Annotated in this window: 15 protein-coding genes; 5 read left to right on the top strand and 10 right to left on the bottom strand. The window is 48.5% G+C overall.

What is annotated here, in order from left to right; all coding sequences use genetic code 11:
• Positions 1-12 precede the first annotated feature (12 nt).
• On the bottom strand, positions 13-2,331 hold the full coding sequence (locus AS151_RS14375; protein ID WP_170861408.1) for a M48 family metalloprotease: 2,319 nt from the start codon (positions 2,329-2,331) through the stop codon (positions 13-15).
• Positions 2,332-2,375: 44 nt separating this feature from the next.
• Positions 2,376-3,371, bottom strand: a complete 996-nt coding sequence (locus tag AS151_RS14370; protein ID WP_071517749.1) for a hypothetical protein — start codon at positions 3,369-3,371, stop codon at positions 2,376-2,378.
• Between the two features lie 671 nt (positions 3,372-4,042).
• On the opposite strand from AS151_RS14370, the gene AS151_RS14365 reads away from it, so the two are divergent.
• Both AS151_RS14365 and AS151_RS14360 read left to right on the top strand, forming a co-directional pair.
• Positions 4,043-4,948 carry a vWA domain-containing protein gene (locus AS151_RS14365; protein WP_071517748.1) on the top strand — a complete coding sequence of 302 codons (906 nt, stop codon included), beginning with the start codon at positions 4,043-4,045 and terminating at the stop codon, positions 4,946-4,948.
• 60 nt (positions 4,949-5,008) lie between these two features.
• Entirely contained in the window at positions 5,009-8,398 is a 3,390-nt protein-coding gene (locus AS151_RS14360; RefSeq protein WP_071517747.1) for a tubulin-like doman-containing protein, read from the top strand.
• Positions 8,399-8,491: 93 nt separating this feature from the next.
• Here AS151_RS14360 and leuS read toward each other — a convergent pair whose 3' ends face one another.
• On the bottom strand, positions 8,492-11,059 hold the full coding sequence (gene leuS, locus AS151_RS14355; RefSeq protein ID WP_071517746.1) for a leucine--tRNA ligase: 2,568 nt from the start codon (positions 11,057-11,059) through the stop codon (positions 8,492-8,494).
• 109 nt (positions 11,060-11,168) lie between these two features.
• Here leuS and AS151_RS14350 point away from each other — a divergent pair, with 109 nt between their 5' ends.
• Together AS151_RS14350 and AS151_RS14345 are read left to right on the top strand one after the other, a co-directional pair.
• On the top strand, positions 11,169-11,561 hold the full coding sequence (locus AS151_RS14350; protein ID WP_244533025.1) for a gamma-glutamylcyclotransferase family protein: 393 nt from the start codon (positions 11,169-11,171) through the stop codon (positions 11,559-11,561).
• Between the two features lie 6 nt (positions 11,562-11,567).
• Entirely contained in the window at positions 11,568-12,395 is an 828-nt protein-coding gene (locus tag AS151_RS14345) for a PhzF family phenazine biosynthesis protein (protein ID WP_071517745.1), read from the top strand.
• Positions 12,396-12,490: 95 nt separating this feature from the next.
• On the opposite strand, the gene hemH is transcribed toward AS151_RS14345, so the two are convergent.
• Positions 12,491-13,654, bottom strand: coding sequence for a ferrochelatase (hemH, locus tag AS151_RS14340; protein ID WP_071517744.1), 1,164 nt, complete (start codon positions 13,652-13,654; stop codon positions 12,491-12,493).
• 113 nt (positions 13,655-13,767) lie between these two features.
• On the opposite strand from hemH, the gene AS151_RS14335 reads away from it, so the two are divergent.
• Positions 13,768-14,397, top strand: coding sequence for a methyltransferase domain-containing protein (locus AS151_RS14335; RefSeq protein ID WP_071517743.1), 630 nt, complete (start codon positions 13,768-13,770; stop codon positions 14,395-14,397).
• Between the two features lie 105 nt (positions 14,398-14,502).
• On the opposite strand, the gene AS151_RS14330 is transcribed toward AS151_RS14335, so the two are convergent.
• The 6 genes from AS151_RS14330 to AS151_RS14300 form a co-directional block, all read right to left on the bottom strand.
• A complete protein-coding gene (locus AS151_RS14330; protein ID WP_071517742.1) occupies positions 14,503-15,231 on the bottom strand; it encodes a TPM domain-containing protein in 729 nt (242 codons plus the stop codon).
• A 159-nt stretch (positions 15,232-15,390) separates the two neighbouring features.
• The gene (locus AS151_RS14325; RefSeq protein ID WP_071517741.1) at positions 15,391-16,329 is read right to left on the bottom strand and encodes a peptidoglycan-binding protein; all 939 of its coding nucleotides are present in this window, start codon (positions 16,327-16,329) and stop codon (positions 15,391-15,393) included.
• Positions 16,330-16,440: 111 nt separating this feature from the next.
• On the bottom strand, positions 16,441-16,902 hold the full coding sequence (locus AS151_RS14320) for a GNAT family N-acetyltransferase (protein ID WP_071517740.1): 462 nt from the start codon (positions 16,900-16,902) through the stop codon (positions 16,441-16,443).
• 188 nt (positions 16,903-17,090) lie between these two features.
• The gene (locus AS151_RS14315) at positions 17,091-17,381 is read right to left on the bottom strand and encodes a DUF1830 domain-containing protein (protein WP_071517739.1); all 291 of its coding nucleotides are present in this window, start codon (positions 17,379-17,381) and stop codon (positions 17,091-17,093) included.
• 341 nt (positions 17,382-17,722) lie between these two features.
• Complete coding sequence (locus AS151_RS14305; protein ID WP_071517737.1) at positions 17,723-18,067, bottom strand: hypothetical protein; 345 nt, start codon at positions 18,065-18,067, stop codon at positions 17,723-17,725.
• 132 nt (positions 18,068-18,199) lie between these two features.
• Positions 18,200-19,486: a pitrilysin family protein gene (locus AS151_RS14300; RefSeq protein WP_071517736.1), complete on the bottom strand. Its 1,287-nt coding sequence runs from the start codon at positions 19,484-19,486 to the stop codon at positions 18,200-18,202.
• Positions 19,487-19,515 lie beyond the last annotated feature (29 nt).

Raw genomic sequence — 19,515 nt, 5'->3', positions numbered from 1 at the left:
CACTACATACAGTTAGAAACCTATACGGAAAACACGACCAGCTGGCGTGGACTCCCGAATGCTTAGTACCAATCCTTGCTGGTTCTCAGTTTCTTCTTGTTTTCCTTCATTGGTTTGCCATTTCTGGCCAATTACTTTCACCGTTGCAATTAGAGTATCCCCTGGTTCGACGATAGCATTTCCTTCTTTCACTTTAAAATCAGAAGGAATTTCTTCCCGTTCGTAGGTCAAAATATCAACTGCAAAAGGACCAATGCCAAATTTTTCTTCGCTATGATTTTCCACCTTAATATCTAAGGTATAGCGACCCCAGGGCTTTACATTGGCATGCAACAGTTGCAAAACCACACCCTGTTTTTCCTGCCAAAAATTCTCAAAAGGAATTTTTTGGGTTCCTTGGGAAGTTCCTTGGGCAGTTTGCTGGTCATTGTCGGCGGTGTTTTCTTGTGGTGTTGGCGCTTCTTCTGCACCATCGCTGCTTTCGTTTGTGGCATTGCCTTCTTGCGACTCGGAAACCAATGCATCGCCTTCTACAGTAGAATTTGTTCCTGCTGTAGCATCGGCAGTTTCCGACTCGGAACTGGTATTGCTACTATCCGCAGTAGCCTGCTGGGATTCGGTATCCTCCGTTTGACTGTCGGCTTGCGCTTCGCTTTCTTCGCTGGCATCCGCTTCTTGTTGGGTTAAGGTGGCAGCTTGCTGTAAGTTGGCTAGCTGGATGAGACCATCCGAAGGAGTCGGAATTTCTAGGTCATCGTCACCGCCAAAGGAAACGGCATCGCTGATAGCATCGCCAATTTTACCCAAAAGTCCACCGCCACCGGAATCTTCTTCCACATCTTCCGGATCGAGACTAGCTAAAGAAAACCTGAGATTTTCCCGCAGGATATTTTTCTCTTGCCAGTAAGGTTGGACACCTTCATACTGGTAACGATTGTAATTGCGACGCTGAATCAAATCTTGCAAGTATTTAATTCGTTTGTCGGTAGGCGGATGACTGGCCGACCAAGTAGGACCTGACGATCCCAATTTATTAAAAGTTTTCATTACCCGGTGCAAACCATCAGCTGCATAACCGGCTTCCGTTAAAGCTCGCGTACCCAAAATATCCGCATCTCGTTCCTGGTGACGGTTATATTTTGCTTGTTGTAAGTCAGTCAGAAATGACCCAAAAGGAATTAGCTTAGAAATATTTTGTGCTGTAGTAAACTCAATTTTTTCCTCAATACTATGAGATAAAGCAGCATGAGCAGCTTCGTGGGCTAAAATCCCTGCCAGCTCTGCTTCTGAATTCAGAATTTCTAGCAATCCCGAATAGAGAAAAATTTTCCCACCTGCCAAAGCAAAAGCATTGGTATTGGGAGCATCAATGACATAAAATTCATATTTAATCGGATTGCCAACGCTGTCTTGTTGGCGACCTAGCTTTTTGGCTACTTTTTGACCTATCGAATCAACATAATTCACTACCTCTTCGTCTTCCACCAAAGGCAGTTCTTGTTTGTATTGTTCGGCTAGATATTCTCCATACTTCACTTCTCCCAGCGCAATAATCGCAGCTAGCTCTCTGGCAGAAGAAAGATCCCCTGTCATGGCAGAAACGAGACGAGCCCCTGTGACAAAACCTTCTATATCCTGTTTCCAAGCCAAAAAGTTGTCCTTGGCTACTTTTTTATATTTATCAACTTGGGGATGGTTGGGAAAGGTAATTGTCAATTTGCGGGCGGCAATGGATGCTTGTAAGTATTTATGATCTTCTTTGAGGAGTTTGATTTTGGCATCCAGAATTTCTGTGCTTTGGGGATAAAAATCTGTAGCTCTCTCTAATGTTTCTAAGGCTTTGTCTGGTTGTTCGTATTTTTCATAGGTTTTAGCGAGCATGAGGTGACCGGGAAGGAAGTCTGGATAATTGCTGGTGAGCAATTTCAAAGGTTGCAAAGCTTTATCCTTTAATCCGCTGTCAATTCCAGCTTCGGCTAACTCGTAATATTTTTTGCCCTCATTAGAAAGGTTTTCTACATCGGTAATAGGAGCGAGAACCGCATCCGGTCGCGGAAAATCCTCTTTGAGTTGTTTTTGAATCCGCGCTGCCTGTTGGATATTCCCCTGTTGAATCAGCGAGTCCGACTCTTGCAATCCTTGATAAAAGGTAAAGAGTTTCCCTATATTTAAGGCGACGGGATAGCTGCGATCGCTTTGAGGAACTTGCGCGGAATCGGGCGGGGATTCGCGAACAACAGAAGAACTGGAAATACTAGCAACGGGGAGATTGGTAGCTAAAACCAAAGCCAACCCCATCAAAAAAGCTGCAATGAGTTTGAATCTTCGCATGAGTATAGCCTCCATGGGAAATCTTATAACTGCCCAACAATTCCTTACCAAACTGGTTCTGAGGAAGAACCTGACTGAGAACTAGAACATCCAGGCGCAGGGTCTCCCCAAACCGGATTGCAAGGATCGGCAGGCGATTTGGGATCTGGTGGTGGTGGAGTGCCTCTAGATCCCGTGCGATCGCCTCTGTGGTAGTGGCGAGAGGAATTTCTACGTTGGCGTTGGGCATTATCAACCTTTTGTTCGATATCGCCTCTGTGGTAGTTTTGAGAGGAATTTCTACGTTGGCGTTGGGCAGCAACCTTTTGTTCGATTTTGTCTTCAAGTTCTGTTACTTTTTTCTGGTATTGGGGTAATTTTTGCTCTTTTTGTGCCGTGACAAATGTATTGTCCGGAATCTCCTTTAAAGCTTTTGTTGCTTCTTGCCACTTGGCTTGAGCTGCTTCAAATTCTTCTAGCGTACTAGCTTGGCTGCTCTGCTGTTGGGCAGAGTTGGCTTGGTTGGTGGCTTGGTTGAGCTTTTGCTGGGCAACTTGCTCTTTTTGCAGCCGTTCGTCCATACTCGTTAGCTGCCCTTCGTAGTCAGTAAGGGCGTCTTGGGCTTGCAGATACACTTGTTTGGATTCGGGAGATACCGATCGCAATTGCTCGATCGCGCCTTGCAAGCGATCGCGGGCTTGTTGTAACTCAGATACTTGTGTGGCTTGGTTGGCAGCGTTGACGGCACTGTCTGCTTCGGAAACGGCGGTTTCGTACAGTTTTTGATTTTCTTTATCTACAGCGCAGTTGCCTACGGTATCGCAGAGAACTGGGATGTTGGGCAACTGCCAAATAAATACGCCACCAACAACAACCAAAGCAGCTGTGGAGGCGGCAATCAAAGTAGATTTCGGTGGTTTCGGACCTTTAGACGTTCCATTAGGCGGTGGGTTTTTTTCACTTTCCTCGCGAGGACGACCGCACACCGTACACACCGGGGTCGAATTATTGACCGGTTCGTGCTCTTCACCTGGCGGTCCCGTACAAGTCCAAGGACTCATTAGCTGCTTCCTAAAACATACGACAAATCGGGCTGGATTTCCTAATATTGTAATTGCAAACTTAGAGTTTTTCTTTTAAAAATCCTAAACATTGTCAAATTTCTACTAAATAGCTTATTCTTTAAAAGCAGTATGCCCACCAGTGGCAAAAAATAAAACCATAAGATATATTTATTTCTATGAAATCCAATGAGTCCCACAGTACAATCTCAGGTTTCTTTATGGCCATTCCGCCATCAAATGCTCCCAAAACGGAAAATCGGCTAATTCAGATGTCCTGGTTGTTATAGCGTTTTCGGGAAGAACCACCAATCGGTCTCCCATTGCCGACTTAACATAATGACATAAAATGATTGGCAAGGTTGCTATACACTTTGTTAATGAAATTGGCACACCAAAGCATAGGAAGGATAGATAGGGTTCTATGTTTGGGGCACAATGCTAAGGAAACCTTCTCTGTTATATCTTGGCTAGGGATGGGAAAACCAAATCAAATGGATGGAAAGCTCTTTGGGAGCGACCCGTTCCATCTCACGCAGCCAGCGCTATCTTGTCAATTTCAAGCGTGGCTGTCGCGATCGCTGTCCCTAAATCATTTTTCATATGGACTTAGTCAGACCTAGCGATCGCAGTGTCTCTCAGGTAGAAAAACAACAAGGAAGAAAAAAACCGTGAGATCCTCCCGTCGTGCCCTTTGGCGTTACCCATTATTTCAGATTCCCCTGATTTTTTTGGGACTTGCCTGTCTGGGTTTGCTACTGTTTGCTTTCCTAGGACTGGGAAGACCAGCCGTCGGCGTGGCTATTGCCCTGGATTTGAGCAATAGCACATACGAATCCGGGGACTTTAACGCCCCTGGTTCCACCATGTCCCAAGAAATTGATGCCGTACGGGCTTATCTCGACGAAAATTCCCCCCAGAATCTACGCCAACCCAACCAAGTACAAATTCTGGGGTTTGGTGGGGAAGTGGTTCCTTTGACGAAAAGCTTTAGCGATAACAGTCAGAAAGTAAAGCGGCAGTTAACGCAAGTCCTGCAAGACCCGCAGCTTCCCGAAAAAGTCGAACCCGACCAAACCGATATCGACCAAGTTATCCAAAAAGGCATTTCTTCTTTGGAAAGCTTGGAAAACACCTGTCGGGAATTACTGCTGGTCACCGATGGGAAAGCTGAAGTAGCGCCAGCCACCATTACCCAAGCCGCCCTAAAAAAAGTGAGGCTTCATTCCATTATTATCGGCCAGCAAGCCCCCGAATTGCGAAAAGCTGCCTTAGCCACCCAGGGAATTTATTTATCAGGGCAAATTAACAATTTAGATGTTCTCTTCGCCGAAGACTTATTCAGTCAGTTCAACAGTAACTTACCTTGGATTATTTTTTGGATAGGATCGATCTGGATTGCCTTGATGTGGCTGTTGGTTTTGCCCTTAGACCGCTGGGTTTTACAAGGGATGATGAAGCTACCTATGCCAGTAGCTGGAAAAATTGCTTTGGGAAATGCTTTTTTCTGGAGTGCCGCCACACCGGGTATTGTTTGGCGTTTGGCTGGAGGAATTCCTTGGCTTTCGCGATGTTAGATTGTACGTCCTCTTTTAGGGATTGAGCATGTCGTTACAAAAAACAAAAGGAGATTTGCCATGGCTGCGGAAGTAGAAGCAAAAACAATGGTTCCTACCATATTAGTAGGTATTGGCGGAACCGGTGCGGAAGTCCTCTCGCGGGTGCGTCGTCTCGCCGAAGAAAGTTACGGCAGTTTGAGAAATTTCCCCGTTTTAAGCTTTTTGGTCGTAGATACAGATAAAGATTATAAAATTAGCAATCCCGAAGCCGGTGGCAGTCCTTTTAAAGATACGGAGAAACATTTTGCCACAGTCAGCGGCCGCCAAGTCGAGGATATGGTGTGCAATATGGGAAACTATCCATGGATTGAAAGCTGGTTTCCCAAAGAACTAGAACGCAATATCGGCGGTTTGGAAGCTGGTGCCGGTCAAATTCGCGCTTGCGGGCGGTTTGCTTTTTTCTGTAACTACGATGCCATTCGGAAAAAATTTCTGGATGCCGTCAAGCGAGTGAAAGGGAAAGAAAACTCCATGCTGGATCGGTACGGCGTCAAGGTAAAAACCAATCAAATTAATATTTTTGTGACGGGTTCCCTTTCTGGCGGTACTGGCAGCGGCATGTTAATCGATATGGCTTACTGTATCCGCCATTGGATACAAGGAGAAGGATCGCCTCTGGTGACGGGAATTATGCCCATGCCAACGGCTTTTTCGGGAATTAGTGCTGGCGATCGCGTTTTGGCCAACGGTTACGCTGCTTTAATGGAATTAAGTTACTTTTGCGACCATCGTACCGAATATGCATTTCAATTTAGCGAAGGTCAAAGCAACGAAGTACGCAGTCAAAAACCACCCTTCGACTTTACCTATTTGGTAGGAACCAAAAACGGGGAAAGCGATTTTAGTTTGGAACAAATCCGAGAAATGATGGCTCAAAACATCTTTCTCGACCTGACTTCTGAATTTGCCCCTCACAAACGCTCCATTCGCGATAACATTAAAGGGGCCTTTGCGCAAGCCGACCCCGGTGGTAGGGGATATCCCAAAAACTTTATGAGTTTTGGGCTGTCTACCATTGAAATTCCCGTGGCGCAAATTCGGGCTTCCCTCTCAAATCGTTTAGCCAAAGACCTAGCAGCTTGGTGGCTGAACGAATCCGCCATTTTACCGCCGCAAATGCTAGAAGTCGTTCGCGGGGACATTCTCAAACCCAAACGCCTCACCCAGGCAGAACTGCTAGCTGATTTATCCGCTGGCGGCGATCGCTCTTATATTGCCATCATTTCCGAATGGGTGAACAGCTTGCGCAACGAAATCGCCAACGACAATTGGCTGGAGTGCAAGCAACAAGGCGTCAAAGTCATGGGGTCGGAAACCGGCAACATCATGCGGTTTCTAGATGAATATCTCAACCCCAAAGTGGAAGAATATCGCCGGGAACACTTTCGCGAACTGAGTACCGACGAACGGCAGCATGGGGATTACCTCAAGCGCATGTACAGCAACCGCAACGAAATTATCCAACGCGGTCGCCAAGCCCTAGAAGAAGAACTATACAGCATCATCGAAGACCGCCAGCGAGGACCAAAATTTGCTGCCGAATTTATTACCACCGCCCGGCAAATCTTTGACGATACCAGCGAAAAATTCCGCCGCGAACAGGAAAAAATTTGGGAACCCAACGAATCAGCCTGTCAAAAGCAATACGAACAAAGTATCCAAGATATTGTTGAGTTTCGGGATAAATTTGGCATTTCCAAACAAGCCAAAATGGAAGAATATTGCGAGTCAGCTTTAGGAAATTTAGAAGGAACCTTAATTGCCATTATACAGCGCAAAGCCAGGGCATTAGGCGTAGAAGTTATCGACCGCCTGCAGGAACACTTGACAGTCTTGGAACGCCAACTCAATCAATACCAGCAAAGGCTGATTCAGGCAAGGGACCATTTTAACGACCAATCTAGGAAAGAAGCCGAAAGCGCCGATGCCTTGCTCATTAACGGTTTAAAACTGTACGATCGCCAAGAACTCAACGATCTGTACCAAAATGTCATCGAACAGCTAGCCGGGGAAACCCAAGGCAGCAAAACCACCTTTGAAATCGGCATGGACAAAATTTGTACCACCATGTCCGAAGAAATTCTCCAACAAGCCAGTCCCCTGTGGAAAGACAACCGCGCCGCCGACGAAGTCATGCGCCTGTTCGATATTATTTCCATTCCCGAGGTCAAAGAAAGCGACTGGCGGGAAATTGTTTCCGAACGAACCTATAAAGTGATTCAAAACAGTCCCGAAAGCAGCAAGCTGAAAACCGAACTAGCCGCTTGCGATCGCTTGTTCAAAGCTTACAACGACGAAGAAGAAGTTGTGAACCAACTGCGGGTGGCTTACAACAAATCCAAACCCCTGATTGTCCTTTCCGAATCCGTCCTCAAAGGAAAAGACGCCAACTTCAACCCATCTTACAACACCAACGTTGCCCTGCGGGGAGGTCGCAATACCGGCGATCCTGCCGCCCAAAAAGTACTGCCCCTGCTGGGAGAACTGGAAGGCATCAAAGAAGACGACATCAAACCCTTGGGAGACAACGAACGCCACCGCCTGGTTTTTGTCCAAGAAATGGGGGGGTTTTCCCTACGTTGTATCGACGGCATGAAAGAACTGCGCCGTTCCTATCAAGACTGGAAAGGGGAAACCATCATCGCCAAACGCGCCCAGTTGCGGGGAGAAAGCAAAGATTTGCCCATTCCCGTTCACATGCAAAAAGAGGCACCCTTTTGGGATATTTTCCCCGAAGACCCCAATATCTTTAAACTGATTGTCCTTGCCCGGGCGCTTGGTGTCTTGCGAGAAGAAGAAAATCGTGCCACTCAAGAGCGCAATATTCGCTATACGCGCCAAACAGAAGTGGGAACGGAAAATGTTGACCTGGCTTCCAGTTGGGAAGAAGCGATTCAAGTTTTGGAGGTACCAGCTTGCCGTCCCGACCGCGAGGAAATTGACAGTCAAGTCCAAGCAAAACGGGAGGCAGCCGAAACGCCAGCCCAGAAACATGCTTTGTACCAACAGTTTATGGACTACTTAAAACAACTTGCTGGCGAACTAGACAAACAGGGAGGGGAAGACAGCAAAGAATACAAACGCGAACGCGATATTATCCGTACAACCATCCAAGATTGGAAGTTACCTACCCAATCTCCCGAAGCATCTACGCCAGCAGCAGAACCAGCTTCCAGTCAGCCAAGCCCAACTGCAGCCACGCCAGTGCCGGAACCCGATTTAGAAATGGTTTCCACCAGCAACGGGTCAGCCACCCCAGCGCCCCCACCAGCCGATAGCAATGCCCAAGGGAGTAGCAAGGGCAATATGGAAGAATTACAAAAACTAGCAGAAATGAAGAAGGAGGGGTTGCTTAGCGAAGAAGAATTCCAGGCAGCCAAGCGTAAATTGCTGGGTATGGATGGTTAAGTTTCCTGTTTACCCAACGAAGCGAGAATCTCACGAATTCTATTCATGAGAGTGTCAATACGTGGTAGGGTGGGAAGGATCCCCACCCTGCTTCTATTTGGGAACCACGAAATTCACCAATTTACCAGGTACGACAATCACCTTTTTAATTTCGCGATCGCCTATATATTTTTGCGCAATATCCGATTTCCTAGCATAGCGTTCCAACGCATCGCGGTCCGCATCCGCCGGTACCTGAATTTTGCCCCGGGTTTTGCCCATAATTTGAATCACCAACGTGATTTCTTCCGCCACCAACGCATCCGGGTCGTATTGCGGCCATTCTTGGTGGTGAACCGACCCAGTATACCCTAGCTGATGCCAGAGTTCCTCGCTAATATGCGGGGCAAACGGCGCTAGCAACAACACCAACGTCCGAATTCCTTCTGCATAGGCTGGGGAATCCTGGCATTGGGCATCGGCGAGGGCATTGTTGAGCTTCATCAACTCGGAAATCGCCGTATTAAACTGGTAATCTGCCTCAATATCTTCGGTAATGGCTTTGATGGCATTGTGAACCGCCCGCCGCAGGTCTTTTTCTGGTTTTTCCAAAGCAGCCGGATCGACTTTCGCTGTAGTATCGTAACCGGAATGGGCAAACTCCGATACCAAACGCCAGACCCGGTTCAAAAAGCGGAACTGTCCTTCCACATCCGCATCATCCCATTCCAAATCCTTGGCTGGCGGCGCTTTAAATAGAATAAACATGCGGGCAGTATCGGCACCGTAGGTTTCCAATACCTCCAGCGGGTCTACGCCGTTGTATTTGGATTTGGACATTTTTTCATACAAGACCTGCAATTGTTCGCCGGTTTGCGGGTCTTGGGGATTTTCCGTATCCACTTCGCTGGGGGGAATGTATTTGCCGGTGGTAGGATTTTTATAAGCGATCGCTTGCACCATACCCTGAGTCAGCAAGCGTTGGAACGGTTCGTCGCAATTGACCAAACCGCGATCGCGCAATACCTTGGTAAAAAACCGCGAATACAGCAAGTGCAAAATCGCGTGTTCGATACCACCCACGTACTGGTCTACCGGCATCCAATCGTTGGCTGCTGCCGGGTCAAACGGTTTGTTCTCGTTTTGCGGGTCGGCATAGCGCAAGAAATACCAGGAAGAATCAATAAACGTATCCATGGTATCGGTTTCCCGTTGGGCATCAGCGCCGCATTGGGGGCAAGATACATTGATCCAAGAAGATAGCCTAGCTAACGGCGACGGTCCGCGACCGCTAAATTCCACATCTTCCGGCAGTTCCACCGGTAGCTGGTCTTCAGGAACCGGAACCGTACCGCATTCGGGGCAGTGAATCGTGGGAATGGGAACCCCCCAATACCGCTGCCGGGAAATCAACCAATCTCGCAAGCGATACTGAATGCGGGCGCTGCCAATACCGTGTTTTTCGGCGTAGTCTACAATCGCCTGTTTGCCCTCTTCCGAAGCCATGCCGCTAAAGGAACCGGAGTTGACCATAATGCCCGGTTCGGTGTAAGCCTGTTGCAACTCTTGCGTCTCCGGTTGCGATTCTGGCGCGATGACCATTTGGATGGGCAACTGATTTTGTTGGGCAAACTGGAAATCCCGTTCGTCGTGGGCGGGAACCCCCATCACAGCGCCGGTTCCGTATTCGTACAAGACGTAATCGGCGATTAAAATGGGAATTTCGGTTTCGGTAAACGGATGGATGGCTTTGCCGCCAGTAAGAACCCCGCGTTTGGGTTTGTCTTCGGCGGTTCGTTCGATTTCGCTTTCTGAGGATACTTCTTGGATGAATTTCTCTACAGCTTCCCGGCGATCGCTTGTGGTAACTTTTGGTGTTAGGGGATGTTCCGGTGCCAAAACCAAATAGGTCACCCCATACACGGTATCCGGTCGGGTGGTGAAAACGCCAATTTTCTCCGATATGCCCGCTACCGGAAATTCTAAATACGCACCTACAGACTGGCCGATCCAATTTTCCTGCATCAAGCGTACCCGTTCCGGCCAGCCGTCGAGTTTTTGCAGGTCTTCTAGCAACTGGTCGGCGTATTCGGTAATTTTGAGAAACCACTGGCGCAATAGCTTTCTTTCTACCAGGGCCCCGGAACGCCAAGAACGTCCTTCGCTGTCTACTTGTTCGTTGGCTAAAACGGTTTGGTCAACGGGATCCCAGTTAACCGCAGCTTCTTTTTGATAGGCTAAACCAGCTTGGAAAAATTGTAGGAAAATCCATTGGGTCCAGCGGTAGTAGTCGGGAGAACAGGTAGCTACTTCCCGGTTCCAATCGATGGAGATGCCCAGACCTTTGAGTTGTTCTTTCATCTGGGCGATATTTTGATAGGTCCACTGGGCGGGATGGATGCCACGGTCGATGGCGGCGTTTTCCGCTGGCAATCCAAACGCATCCCACCCCATGGGATGGAGGACGCGATATCCCTGCATCCGCCGAAAACGAGCAATTACGTCGGTGATGGTATAGTTGCGTACGTGCCCCATGTGCAGGTTTCCAGAGGGATAGGGAAACATGGAGAGGGCGTAGAATTTCGGCTTGCTGGGGTCGTCAGGGGTTCGATGGGCGTCCTGTTCGTCCCAGGTTTTCTGCCATTTTTGCTCGATGGATGTGGGATTGTATCTCGATTCCACGGAAGTCGCTCCTGTTGCTCCTATTCACCTCAAAAATATTTTGGCATATATGCGCCGCTTCAGTAGGATAGATAGGATGGAAATAATAGCATCTATCAATTAGAAATCAATGCTGAGAGTTTTTGTTTACGGTACGCTTAAGCCGGGCAAGCATAACTACCATCGTTTGTGTCGTGGGCGCGTCCAATCTACCACGACCGCGATCGCTCGGGGAAAATTGTACCATTTGCCCAGTCTCGGCTATCCGGCGATGACTCCAGAGGCGGGTTGGGTCCGTGGGGTGATTTTAGCGTTCCCTGACGACAGTATTTTGCCGAAAATCGATGAGTTGGAAGATTACGACCCCAATCGCGATCCGGCGAAAAATGCCTACAATCGTCAGGAAATTGAAGTTTTTCAGCTCGATAAAACCTCTTTGGGCAAAGTTTGGGCGTATTATATGGATCCGAAAAAAGTCCATGCCCTGGGTGGTAAACTGTTAGCGAGTGGCCGCTGGGAGTAAAAAGCCATGTTCGCCCAAAATGAAGGCAGCGAATTTGCCCAATTTCCTATTTTTCAAGTGGATGCATTTACCAAGCAGCCGTTTTCGGGAAATCCAGCCGCCGTCTGTGTATTGTCATCTAGCGCTAGGGAAGACTGGATGCAGCAGGTTGCCCGGGAAATGAATCTCTCGGAAACGGCTTTTTTGTATCCGGAGACGGATGGGAATGAATATCGCTTGCGTTGGTTTACGCCGACTTCGGAAGTAGACTTGTGCGGTCACGCCACGCTAGCCAGCGCCCACGTTCTTTGGAGTTTTAATTATTTACATCCGGAAGAAGTAGCCCGGTTTCAAACCCGCAGCGGTTCTCTAACTGCTGTTCGCAAAGAAGGGTGGATCGAGCTAAATTTTCCCACGACCTATGCCGATGCGGTGCCTGCCCCCTCGGGTCTTTCCGATGCGTTGGGAACGGTGCCGCAGTCGGTTTGGAAAAATCGTTCGGATTATTTGGTAGAGGTGGACTCGGAAGCGATTTTGCGCCAGTTGAAGCCCAGAATGGCTTTGTTGCGGCAGTTGCCCATGCGGGGGTTGATTGTGACGAGTGCGGCCAGTTCGCAAGAATATGATTTTCTTTGTCGCTTTTTTGCGCCGGCGGTGGGCATTGACGAAGACCCGGTGACAGGATCGGCTTTTTGTACCCTAGCACCTTTTTGGGGCGATCGCTTGCAAAAATCGGAGTTCGTTGCCTATCAAGCTTCTGCCAGGGGAGGCGTGGTGAAATTGCGCTGGCAGGGAGAAAGAACGTATATCAGCGGTCAAGCGGTAACGGTGTTGCAAGGGGTTTTGATGGGATAGGACTCCTCCACCACAGGGTCAAGTGGGCTGTTTGCGGGGAAAACAGCTTTTGTCTTCCCCGTCAAACCAAACCTTCAAATCCCATCATAAAGAAGTCAGAGTAAGCCCACAAAATGCAGCGGTCCGTTGCCGCTTAGCAATTCAATGGTTAACATTAAGATACCCAGCATGGCTAAGCGTCCGTTCCATACTTCCGCCGTGGGCGTTAGTCCCCATTCCCAGCGTTCTTGTGGGTACATTTTAACCTTCTTCTGGGGCTGGCGTACTTGTTCAAAGTGAATCCGGGGCGAGTTGAGGGATTCCACGGTCAAGTCCGCCAAGTCTTGAATGAAGGTGGGATGGGTATTCAAAGCCGGTACCCGATGGAAGTTTTCAATGCCGGCGGATTCGGCTACTTCCCGATACTCAATATCGATTTCCTGGAGGGTTTCGATGTGTTCGGAGACAAAACTAATGGGAACCACTACCATATCCCGAACGCCTTTTTTCGCCAAGTCTACCAAAGCATCTTCGGTGTAGGGTTGCAGCCAATCCACCGGACCTACCCGGCTTTGGTACGCTAGGGTATAGTCGTTGGGACGGTTGAGGGTTTGCATAATCCGCGCGGCGCAATCCTCAATTTCCTTTTGGTAGGGGTCGCCGGCTTCTTCTACGTAGCTGACGGGAACGCCGTGGGCGCTAAAGAAGACGTGAACGTTGTCGGGATTGGGGAATTTATCCAGTTCTTGGCCGATTAATTGGGCCATGGCTTGCAAGTAGCCATCCCGATGGTACCAGGAGGGAATGAGGGTATAGTCAATTTTGTCAAGGGTTGCGTCTTCGTGCCACAATTTTTCTAAAAGGCGAAAGCTAGAACCGCTGGTACTGATAGAAAATTGCGGGTACAAGGGCAACACAGCCAGCTGTTCGATGCCATCGCGTTTGATTTGGGCGATCGCTTCTTCGGTATAAGGATTCCAATAGCGCATGCCAATGTACACCCGCGCGTCGTATCCTTGTTTTTGTAACTGTTTTTCTAAAGCGATCGCCTGTTCTTCGGTAATGCGACGCAAGGGAGAACCACCGCCAATTTCGCGGTAGTTGTTTTGGGATTTGCTAGCCCTCATGGTGGAAATCATAGCCGCCAGCGGGGTTTGCATCCAGCGAAAAGGCAAGCGGATGATTTCCGGGTCGGAAAACAAGTTAAATAGAAAAGGGCGAACGTCCTCAAGCCGTTCTGGCCCGCCTAGATTTAGTAGTAAAACTCCAACGCGGCTCATAGCAATTCCAATTTTGTTAAATTTTCATTTTCTTTACTGATTTTAACAATAAGATGGGTTAACCACCTATCGGTAGGATGGAGAATTGAAACCAAGTAAATTGGGAGGAAGTGGTGGCAACTATTTTAAGGGATTGGAGTTACCAACACCAATGGCTCTACGATACCATCTCCCGCCTCGCTGCTGTAAGTGTTGGCGGCGAAGGCCGTTTTCGGCGTTTACCGCTGCAGGGGGTGGAGATTTCTCCGCAAACCCGGGTTTTGGATCTGTGCTGCGGTGCCGGTCAGTCAACGCGATGGCTAGTGCGCAAATCCCAGGATGTGGTGGGGTTGGATGCTTCGCCATTATCTATCCAACGCGCCCAAAAACAAGTACCAGAAGCTACATATGTGGAAGGGTTTGCCGAAGAATTGCCCTTTACAAGCGATCGCTTCGATGTGGTTCACACCTGCGTCGCCATGCATGAAATGACCCCCAAACAACGACGCCAAATTTTCCAAGAGGTTTATCGGGTGTTGGCACCAGGCGGCATCTTTACCATGCTGGATTTTCATTCTCCAGCAACGCCGGTTTTGTGGCCGGGATTGGCACTGTTTATGTGGTTGTTTGAAACGGAAACGGCTTGGCAAATGCTACAGGAGAATATACCAGAAGTTCTGGCCAATATAGGATTTCACCTGCGCGATCGCCGTTTCCACGCTTTTGGTAGCTTGCAGACGATCCAAGCCCAAAAACTTGCCTAACCCCCGCTCGAGAAACCATCCGGGATGGGGACCAGCCAACATCCCCATCTCCCTAGATTAGAAAATCTTCCCATGTTTGTTGCGTTTTGTTGCAAGTTTTTTGATCTAGCGAATGTAGAGATAGTACGTAGCCATGGGGATAATGGTCGCCGCGATTAGCAACCCAATTACCAGCCACGTGGACCCCTGTATATCGGTTTCTTCCGCCGAGGTAAAGGTTCCCGCCACTTGTATATCTTCTTCTAACTGCGGTGCTCCCGGATCGGGTTCTCCCGATAAAACCGCGGCCAAGCGCGAGGTGGCATCCAAAAACGCCTGATTGTACTTGTTGCCATCGCGAATCGGCACCATCATGGTCTCGGAAGCTATGCTTTCGGCAATTTCGTCAGAGAGGACGGATTCCACCTGTTCGCCAGTCTCAATGGCGGTATTGTTGGTGAGGGTATCCAACACCAGCAACACTTGATTTTGTCCATCTTCGGGATTGGGAAACCATTTCTCAAACAGATTTTGGGTAAAACTGGTTGCCGTTTCGTCGTAATCCAATCCCCGCAACGTCACCAACCGTACTTCGGTTCCTGTGGTCTCGGCCACTTCGGAAAGCTGTTTTTGCAGTTTTTGTTGGTTTAAACGGCTGAGAACATCTGCTTTATCAAATATCCAAGTATTTTTTGCCACATTGCTAAGTGCGGGAAAATCGTAAGTTCCCGTAGCCGCGGCTGGAAATATCACCAACTGCATGGCTGCCAGACCAGTTACCACCGCCAGTAGCATGCGCCGTAAGTTCCATAAGTATTTATAACTATTAACTAAGGGATGGAGAAGTTGTTGCATAGTTCTTTGCTCACCGATGGACGATCTTCCCTCGATTTTAAGTTGATTTTTCCGATTTTTTGAGATTTGCTACCAAAAAGAGTAAAAATACTTAAAGCAAAAATTTTCTGCCTATGCTTTGCACAAGCGAGATAGCAACCCTGCCTCCCCAGGATACCATCATCTCCCCCCCGGACAGGTTTGATTTCGCGAACAATTCCTAGCTACCCGATCCAACCGCCGGCGTACTTGCAGGGTGGCAATGCCTGTTGTTGGCAGGTTGTTTTGTCGCTGAAATTGTCGGACTGCCGCGGCGACTCGATCGGTATAAAATTGATTCAGGGGTAAAGACGGCTGCGGTGCTACCACCAGGTTTAAATTGTTTTGCAGGTTTTTGATGACTTCTGCTGCTTTGCGTTGGGTAGCTGCGTTGGGGGTTCCGGTAACGTTAAGTTCGTATTCTCGCTGCAAGTTGCGAATCGCTATTTGGGTGGCGTCGTCATTCAAGGATCCGCGTTCGGGAATGTCGTATCCCAAACCAATCAAAACCTGGCGAAATTGCTCTACGTTGGCATACAAAACTCCCCGGGATGCAATGGCTTGTCTGTCGCCGGGAATACTGGCCCCAATCGAACGTACGCGATCGCGATTGCCGCTGGGGGTGGCTTTCCCTTCTAACAAAATACGCACTTCTGGCGTGGCCATTCCCGTAACGGGTAGATTGTACCGCCGTTGAAATTCTCGTACCAATTCTTCGGTCAAAGGTCCGTAAAATTGATTTTCCGGCAACCGCTGTTCTGGTTGCAAAACGGCGTTTAAATCTTTTTGCAGGTTGATAATAATTTCGGCTAAAGCATTTTGGGTTCGTGGATTGGCTTTACCGTCAACGGGAAGTTGTTGCTGGCGTTGAAAACTGCGAATGGCCTGTTCGGTCATGGGGTCGCTTAAGGTTCCCCCCACTTGCGGGATATTGTATCCCAAGCCGTACAAAGCTGACCGAAATTCTCCTGGTGTATAATCGGTTTGACGTTCGGCGATCGCGATTGGCGGTTCCACCAAAGCAGGAACCACCGAAATAGCGGTGATGCTACCAATTCCTAAAACCCACCTACCCCACATAGTTGATTTTCCCTCAATAACCATCTATAATCGGCTGCTATCGATATCCAAGCCCATCTTGCTCGAAGTTCTATTGTAGGAGACGCTCGAACGGTTGGCGTGGTTTCTCGATTAGGAACGAGGCGGGGAATATTTCATAATTTCTACCGGAATGCCTAGCAGTTGTCGTCCCAAAACGGACAAACCAAATTTGGGTTTCAAAGATGGCGGCAACTCCCACCAGGTAACCGGGAGAAATCCTAAATTTTTATAAAATGTAGCTAGCTGTTTGCCCAAACATTCTAAATAGAGAGGTTGGGTGGCTTGTTGGATTAAATGCCGGCAAAGATAGGTTCCCAAACCGCAATGGCGCCATTGGGGGTCCACAACCACACTTCCCAATTCCTGTGCGTTGGTAAAGTTTCGCAGCTGGCCGCAGGCGATAACGGTGTTTTGATGTTCGATGACCCAAAATTGCTGCCAGCGAATTTGCGTTGGGTCTAGTTTGGCAAACAATACCAATTTGAAAATGCTGGCCAGATCGCCAGCATGGGCCCGACGTAGATAGCAATTTTTAGGTAAAGTAGGCTTCATGGAAAAATGCGATCGCGGTAGCTGAATTATGTATGCCCATCAAGTCGTAAAAATTGTCTGGTTAGGACTTTACGTTTGGTTTACCGGGGACATACATAACTCAATCCCTGCTACTATACTACCGACAATCTTGGTCGCTCCATCAAGCCTACTAAGAAAAACTGTTTTGTTTTCTGGTTACCAATGGTTTAGTTGAAGTTCGAAGCCTGCTGTTGGCTATCTTCCTCAGCAATTTCTAGTTTTTCGCAAGGAATGCGATCGCTGAGAACAGCACTAGCGGTAGAATTGCTGTGAACTTCTAAACTAGCTTCCGGTAGGGCATGAAACATGAGAAATTCTCCCGGAAACACAACTCGCTCAAAATACCATTCCGGAACGTTGGCAATCCGAACAATTTGAACGCTATTGGTTTGGTTTTTATAACCGCAAAGGATTTTTCGTTCCGGTGCAACGGAAAGAGAGTCTAAAATTTGAGTCATAACGTTAACGATTGCTTTTTATCCTTTGTTGGGGAACACCCCTCAGTGTACCAAAGGATCTTTAGCGTTGCTTTGATGGAAATCACAGCCAGTCATCAATTTTAACGTCTATGCCCTGTATATATCTGGGCATTTTGGGTGGGTTAGCCACACCGAAAACAGCAGCGGTTTCGTTGGTTTCCTGGCTGGCAGGGCCTTTGGTGGTTGAATGCCTGGCAGAAGCGATCGCTTTTGAAAATCTGCTACATATTGAAGGTTTTGTATTTTTTATACGCGCGAGCCACCATATTTTTCGATCTTGCCAGGTAGGTGCCATTAAAAACTTTTTTTCTCCACAGAAATTAACGGCTACTTTGACGGCAACGGCGTTGAAAACGCTGGTAGGCTTTGCGGTAAACTTCGCGAATGCGGCTCCTTTGTGCGTTAAATTGTTCCCAAGATTTGGGGTCTTTAACATGTAAAGATTCTTGAAACATTTGTTGGTCTAAATTCGCCAATCGTTCGCAAAGTTGTGCGGACTCGCGAATCAGTGGTTGGGACAAGTCTGGGGTTGGCTTGGCAGAATTGGGGCGTCGCCAGCGGCGGTAAAACCAATAAATCAAATCGATTCCCATCCAAACGAGAAACAAAACCGCCACAGAAACCACCAAAATATTTAACGGCTTGATGGACTCAGCTAATACCATGTACCGCACGCTCAATCGCTAACAATCAAACAAAACAACCAACAAAGCAAAAAAAATAACAACAACGGACGATCGCACAGCCATAACCAGTTGCAGTTGTAGCCACCATCGCGATCGCCCATTGCCGCCGTTTTAAGCTGGACGCAAAATTACCATACCATAAGCTTGCGGGGAAAGATACTGTTGGGCAGCCTTTTGCAAATCTTCCGCTTGTAAAGACTGAATGCAGCTGGGATAGTCAAAAGCCAGAGACAAATCCTCTAACTGCGACTGATAGTACCCGTACATATTAGCGCGATCGCTGGGCGTTTCGTTCCCAAAAATATAGCGGTTAGCCACCTGGGTACGCACCCGCGCCATTTCTGAGGGGGAAACCAACTCTTGCTGCAACTGCCGCAAATGCCGGTCGATTTCCGCTTCCGCCGCCGCCAAGTTTTCCGGAGGCAACTGGGCAGAAATATAAAACATCCCCTGATGGCGATGGCTGAGATTGCCTGCCACCACCCGCGAAACCAACCCTTGTTGTTCGCGCAAACTTTGCACCAGCCTGGAAGTCCTTCCTTGCCCTAAAATCGACGCCAGCACGTCCAAAGCATAGGTTTGGGAAATCCGATTTAATCCTGGAACTCGCCAAAGCATCACCATACGCGCCTGCTGCAAGCTGCTGTCAGTAAGTTCTTGACGCTCGATTTGCGTAAATGGTGCTTCTGAGGGGCAATCGGGATTATTTGGCGGAGCGGTTGTCGGTGGTTCCACCTGGGAAAATCCTGCAAGAACGGTATCAATGAGTTTTTCCACTGGTAAATTGCCCACCGCCACTGCAGTTATCGCTTGGGGATGGTACCACTGTCGGTGGAAATCGCGCATTTGCTGGGGGGTCAAATTGGCGACCACTTCCGCAGGTCCGAGGATAGGACGTCGGTAGGGGAGGCTGGGAAACGCCATTTGTGCCATTTGCTGGTAGAGACGCCGTTGCGGGTTATCTTGAGAGCGGCGAATTTCTTCGAGAACTACATTGCGTTCCGGTTCAAAAGCCGCATCGGGAATGCTGGCATTTAAGATGACTTCAGTTTGCAACGGCCCCAAATCGCGAAAGTCGGCGGGGGCAGTTGTAATGTAATAGTGGGTGTAGTCTTGGCTGGTGGCGGCGTTGGTGATGGCACCGCGCTCTTCCACCAAACGCTCGAATTCACCCCCAGCAAGGCGCGGCGTTCCCTTGAAAATCATGTGTTCGAGAAAATGGGCCATACCATTGATCGAGTCGGGTTCTACCGCCGATCCCACCTGCAGCCACAGGCTAAGGTTGACCGCTTCTACCGGCAGCTGTTCGGCAACTACCGTCAAGCCATTGTCTAGCCGGCGAACTGTGGGAAAGTTCAGCTGTGGTGCGGTTTTGGAAGTATGCAGCGTTACACTCATGCAAAATTTTAGCGATCGCGAACAGTTAG

This window comes from Geitlerinema sp. PCC 9228 (genome assembly GCF_001870905.1).
GTDB lineage: Bacteria > Cyanobacteriota > Cyanobacteriia > Cyanobacteriales > PCC-9228 > PCC-9228.
The sequence above is the reverse complement of the archived record's forward strand: the minus strand, read 5'-3'. Positions and strand labels throughout refer to the sequence as shown.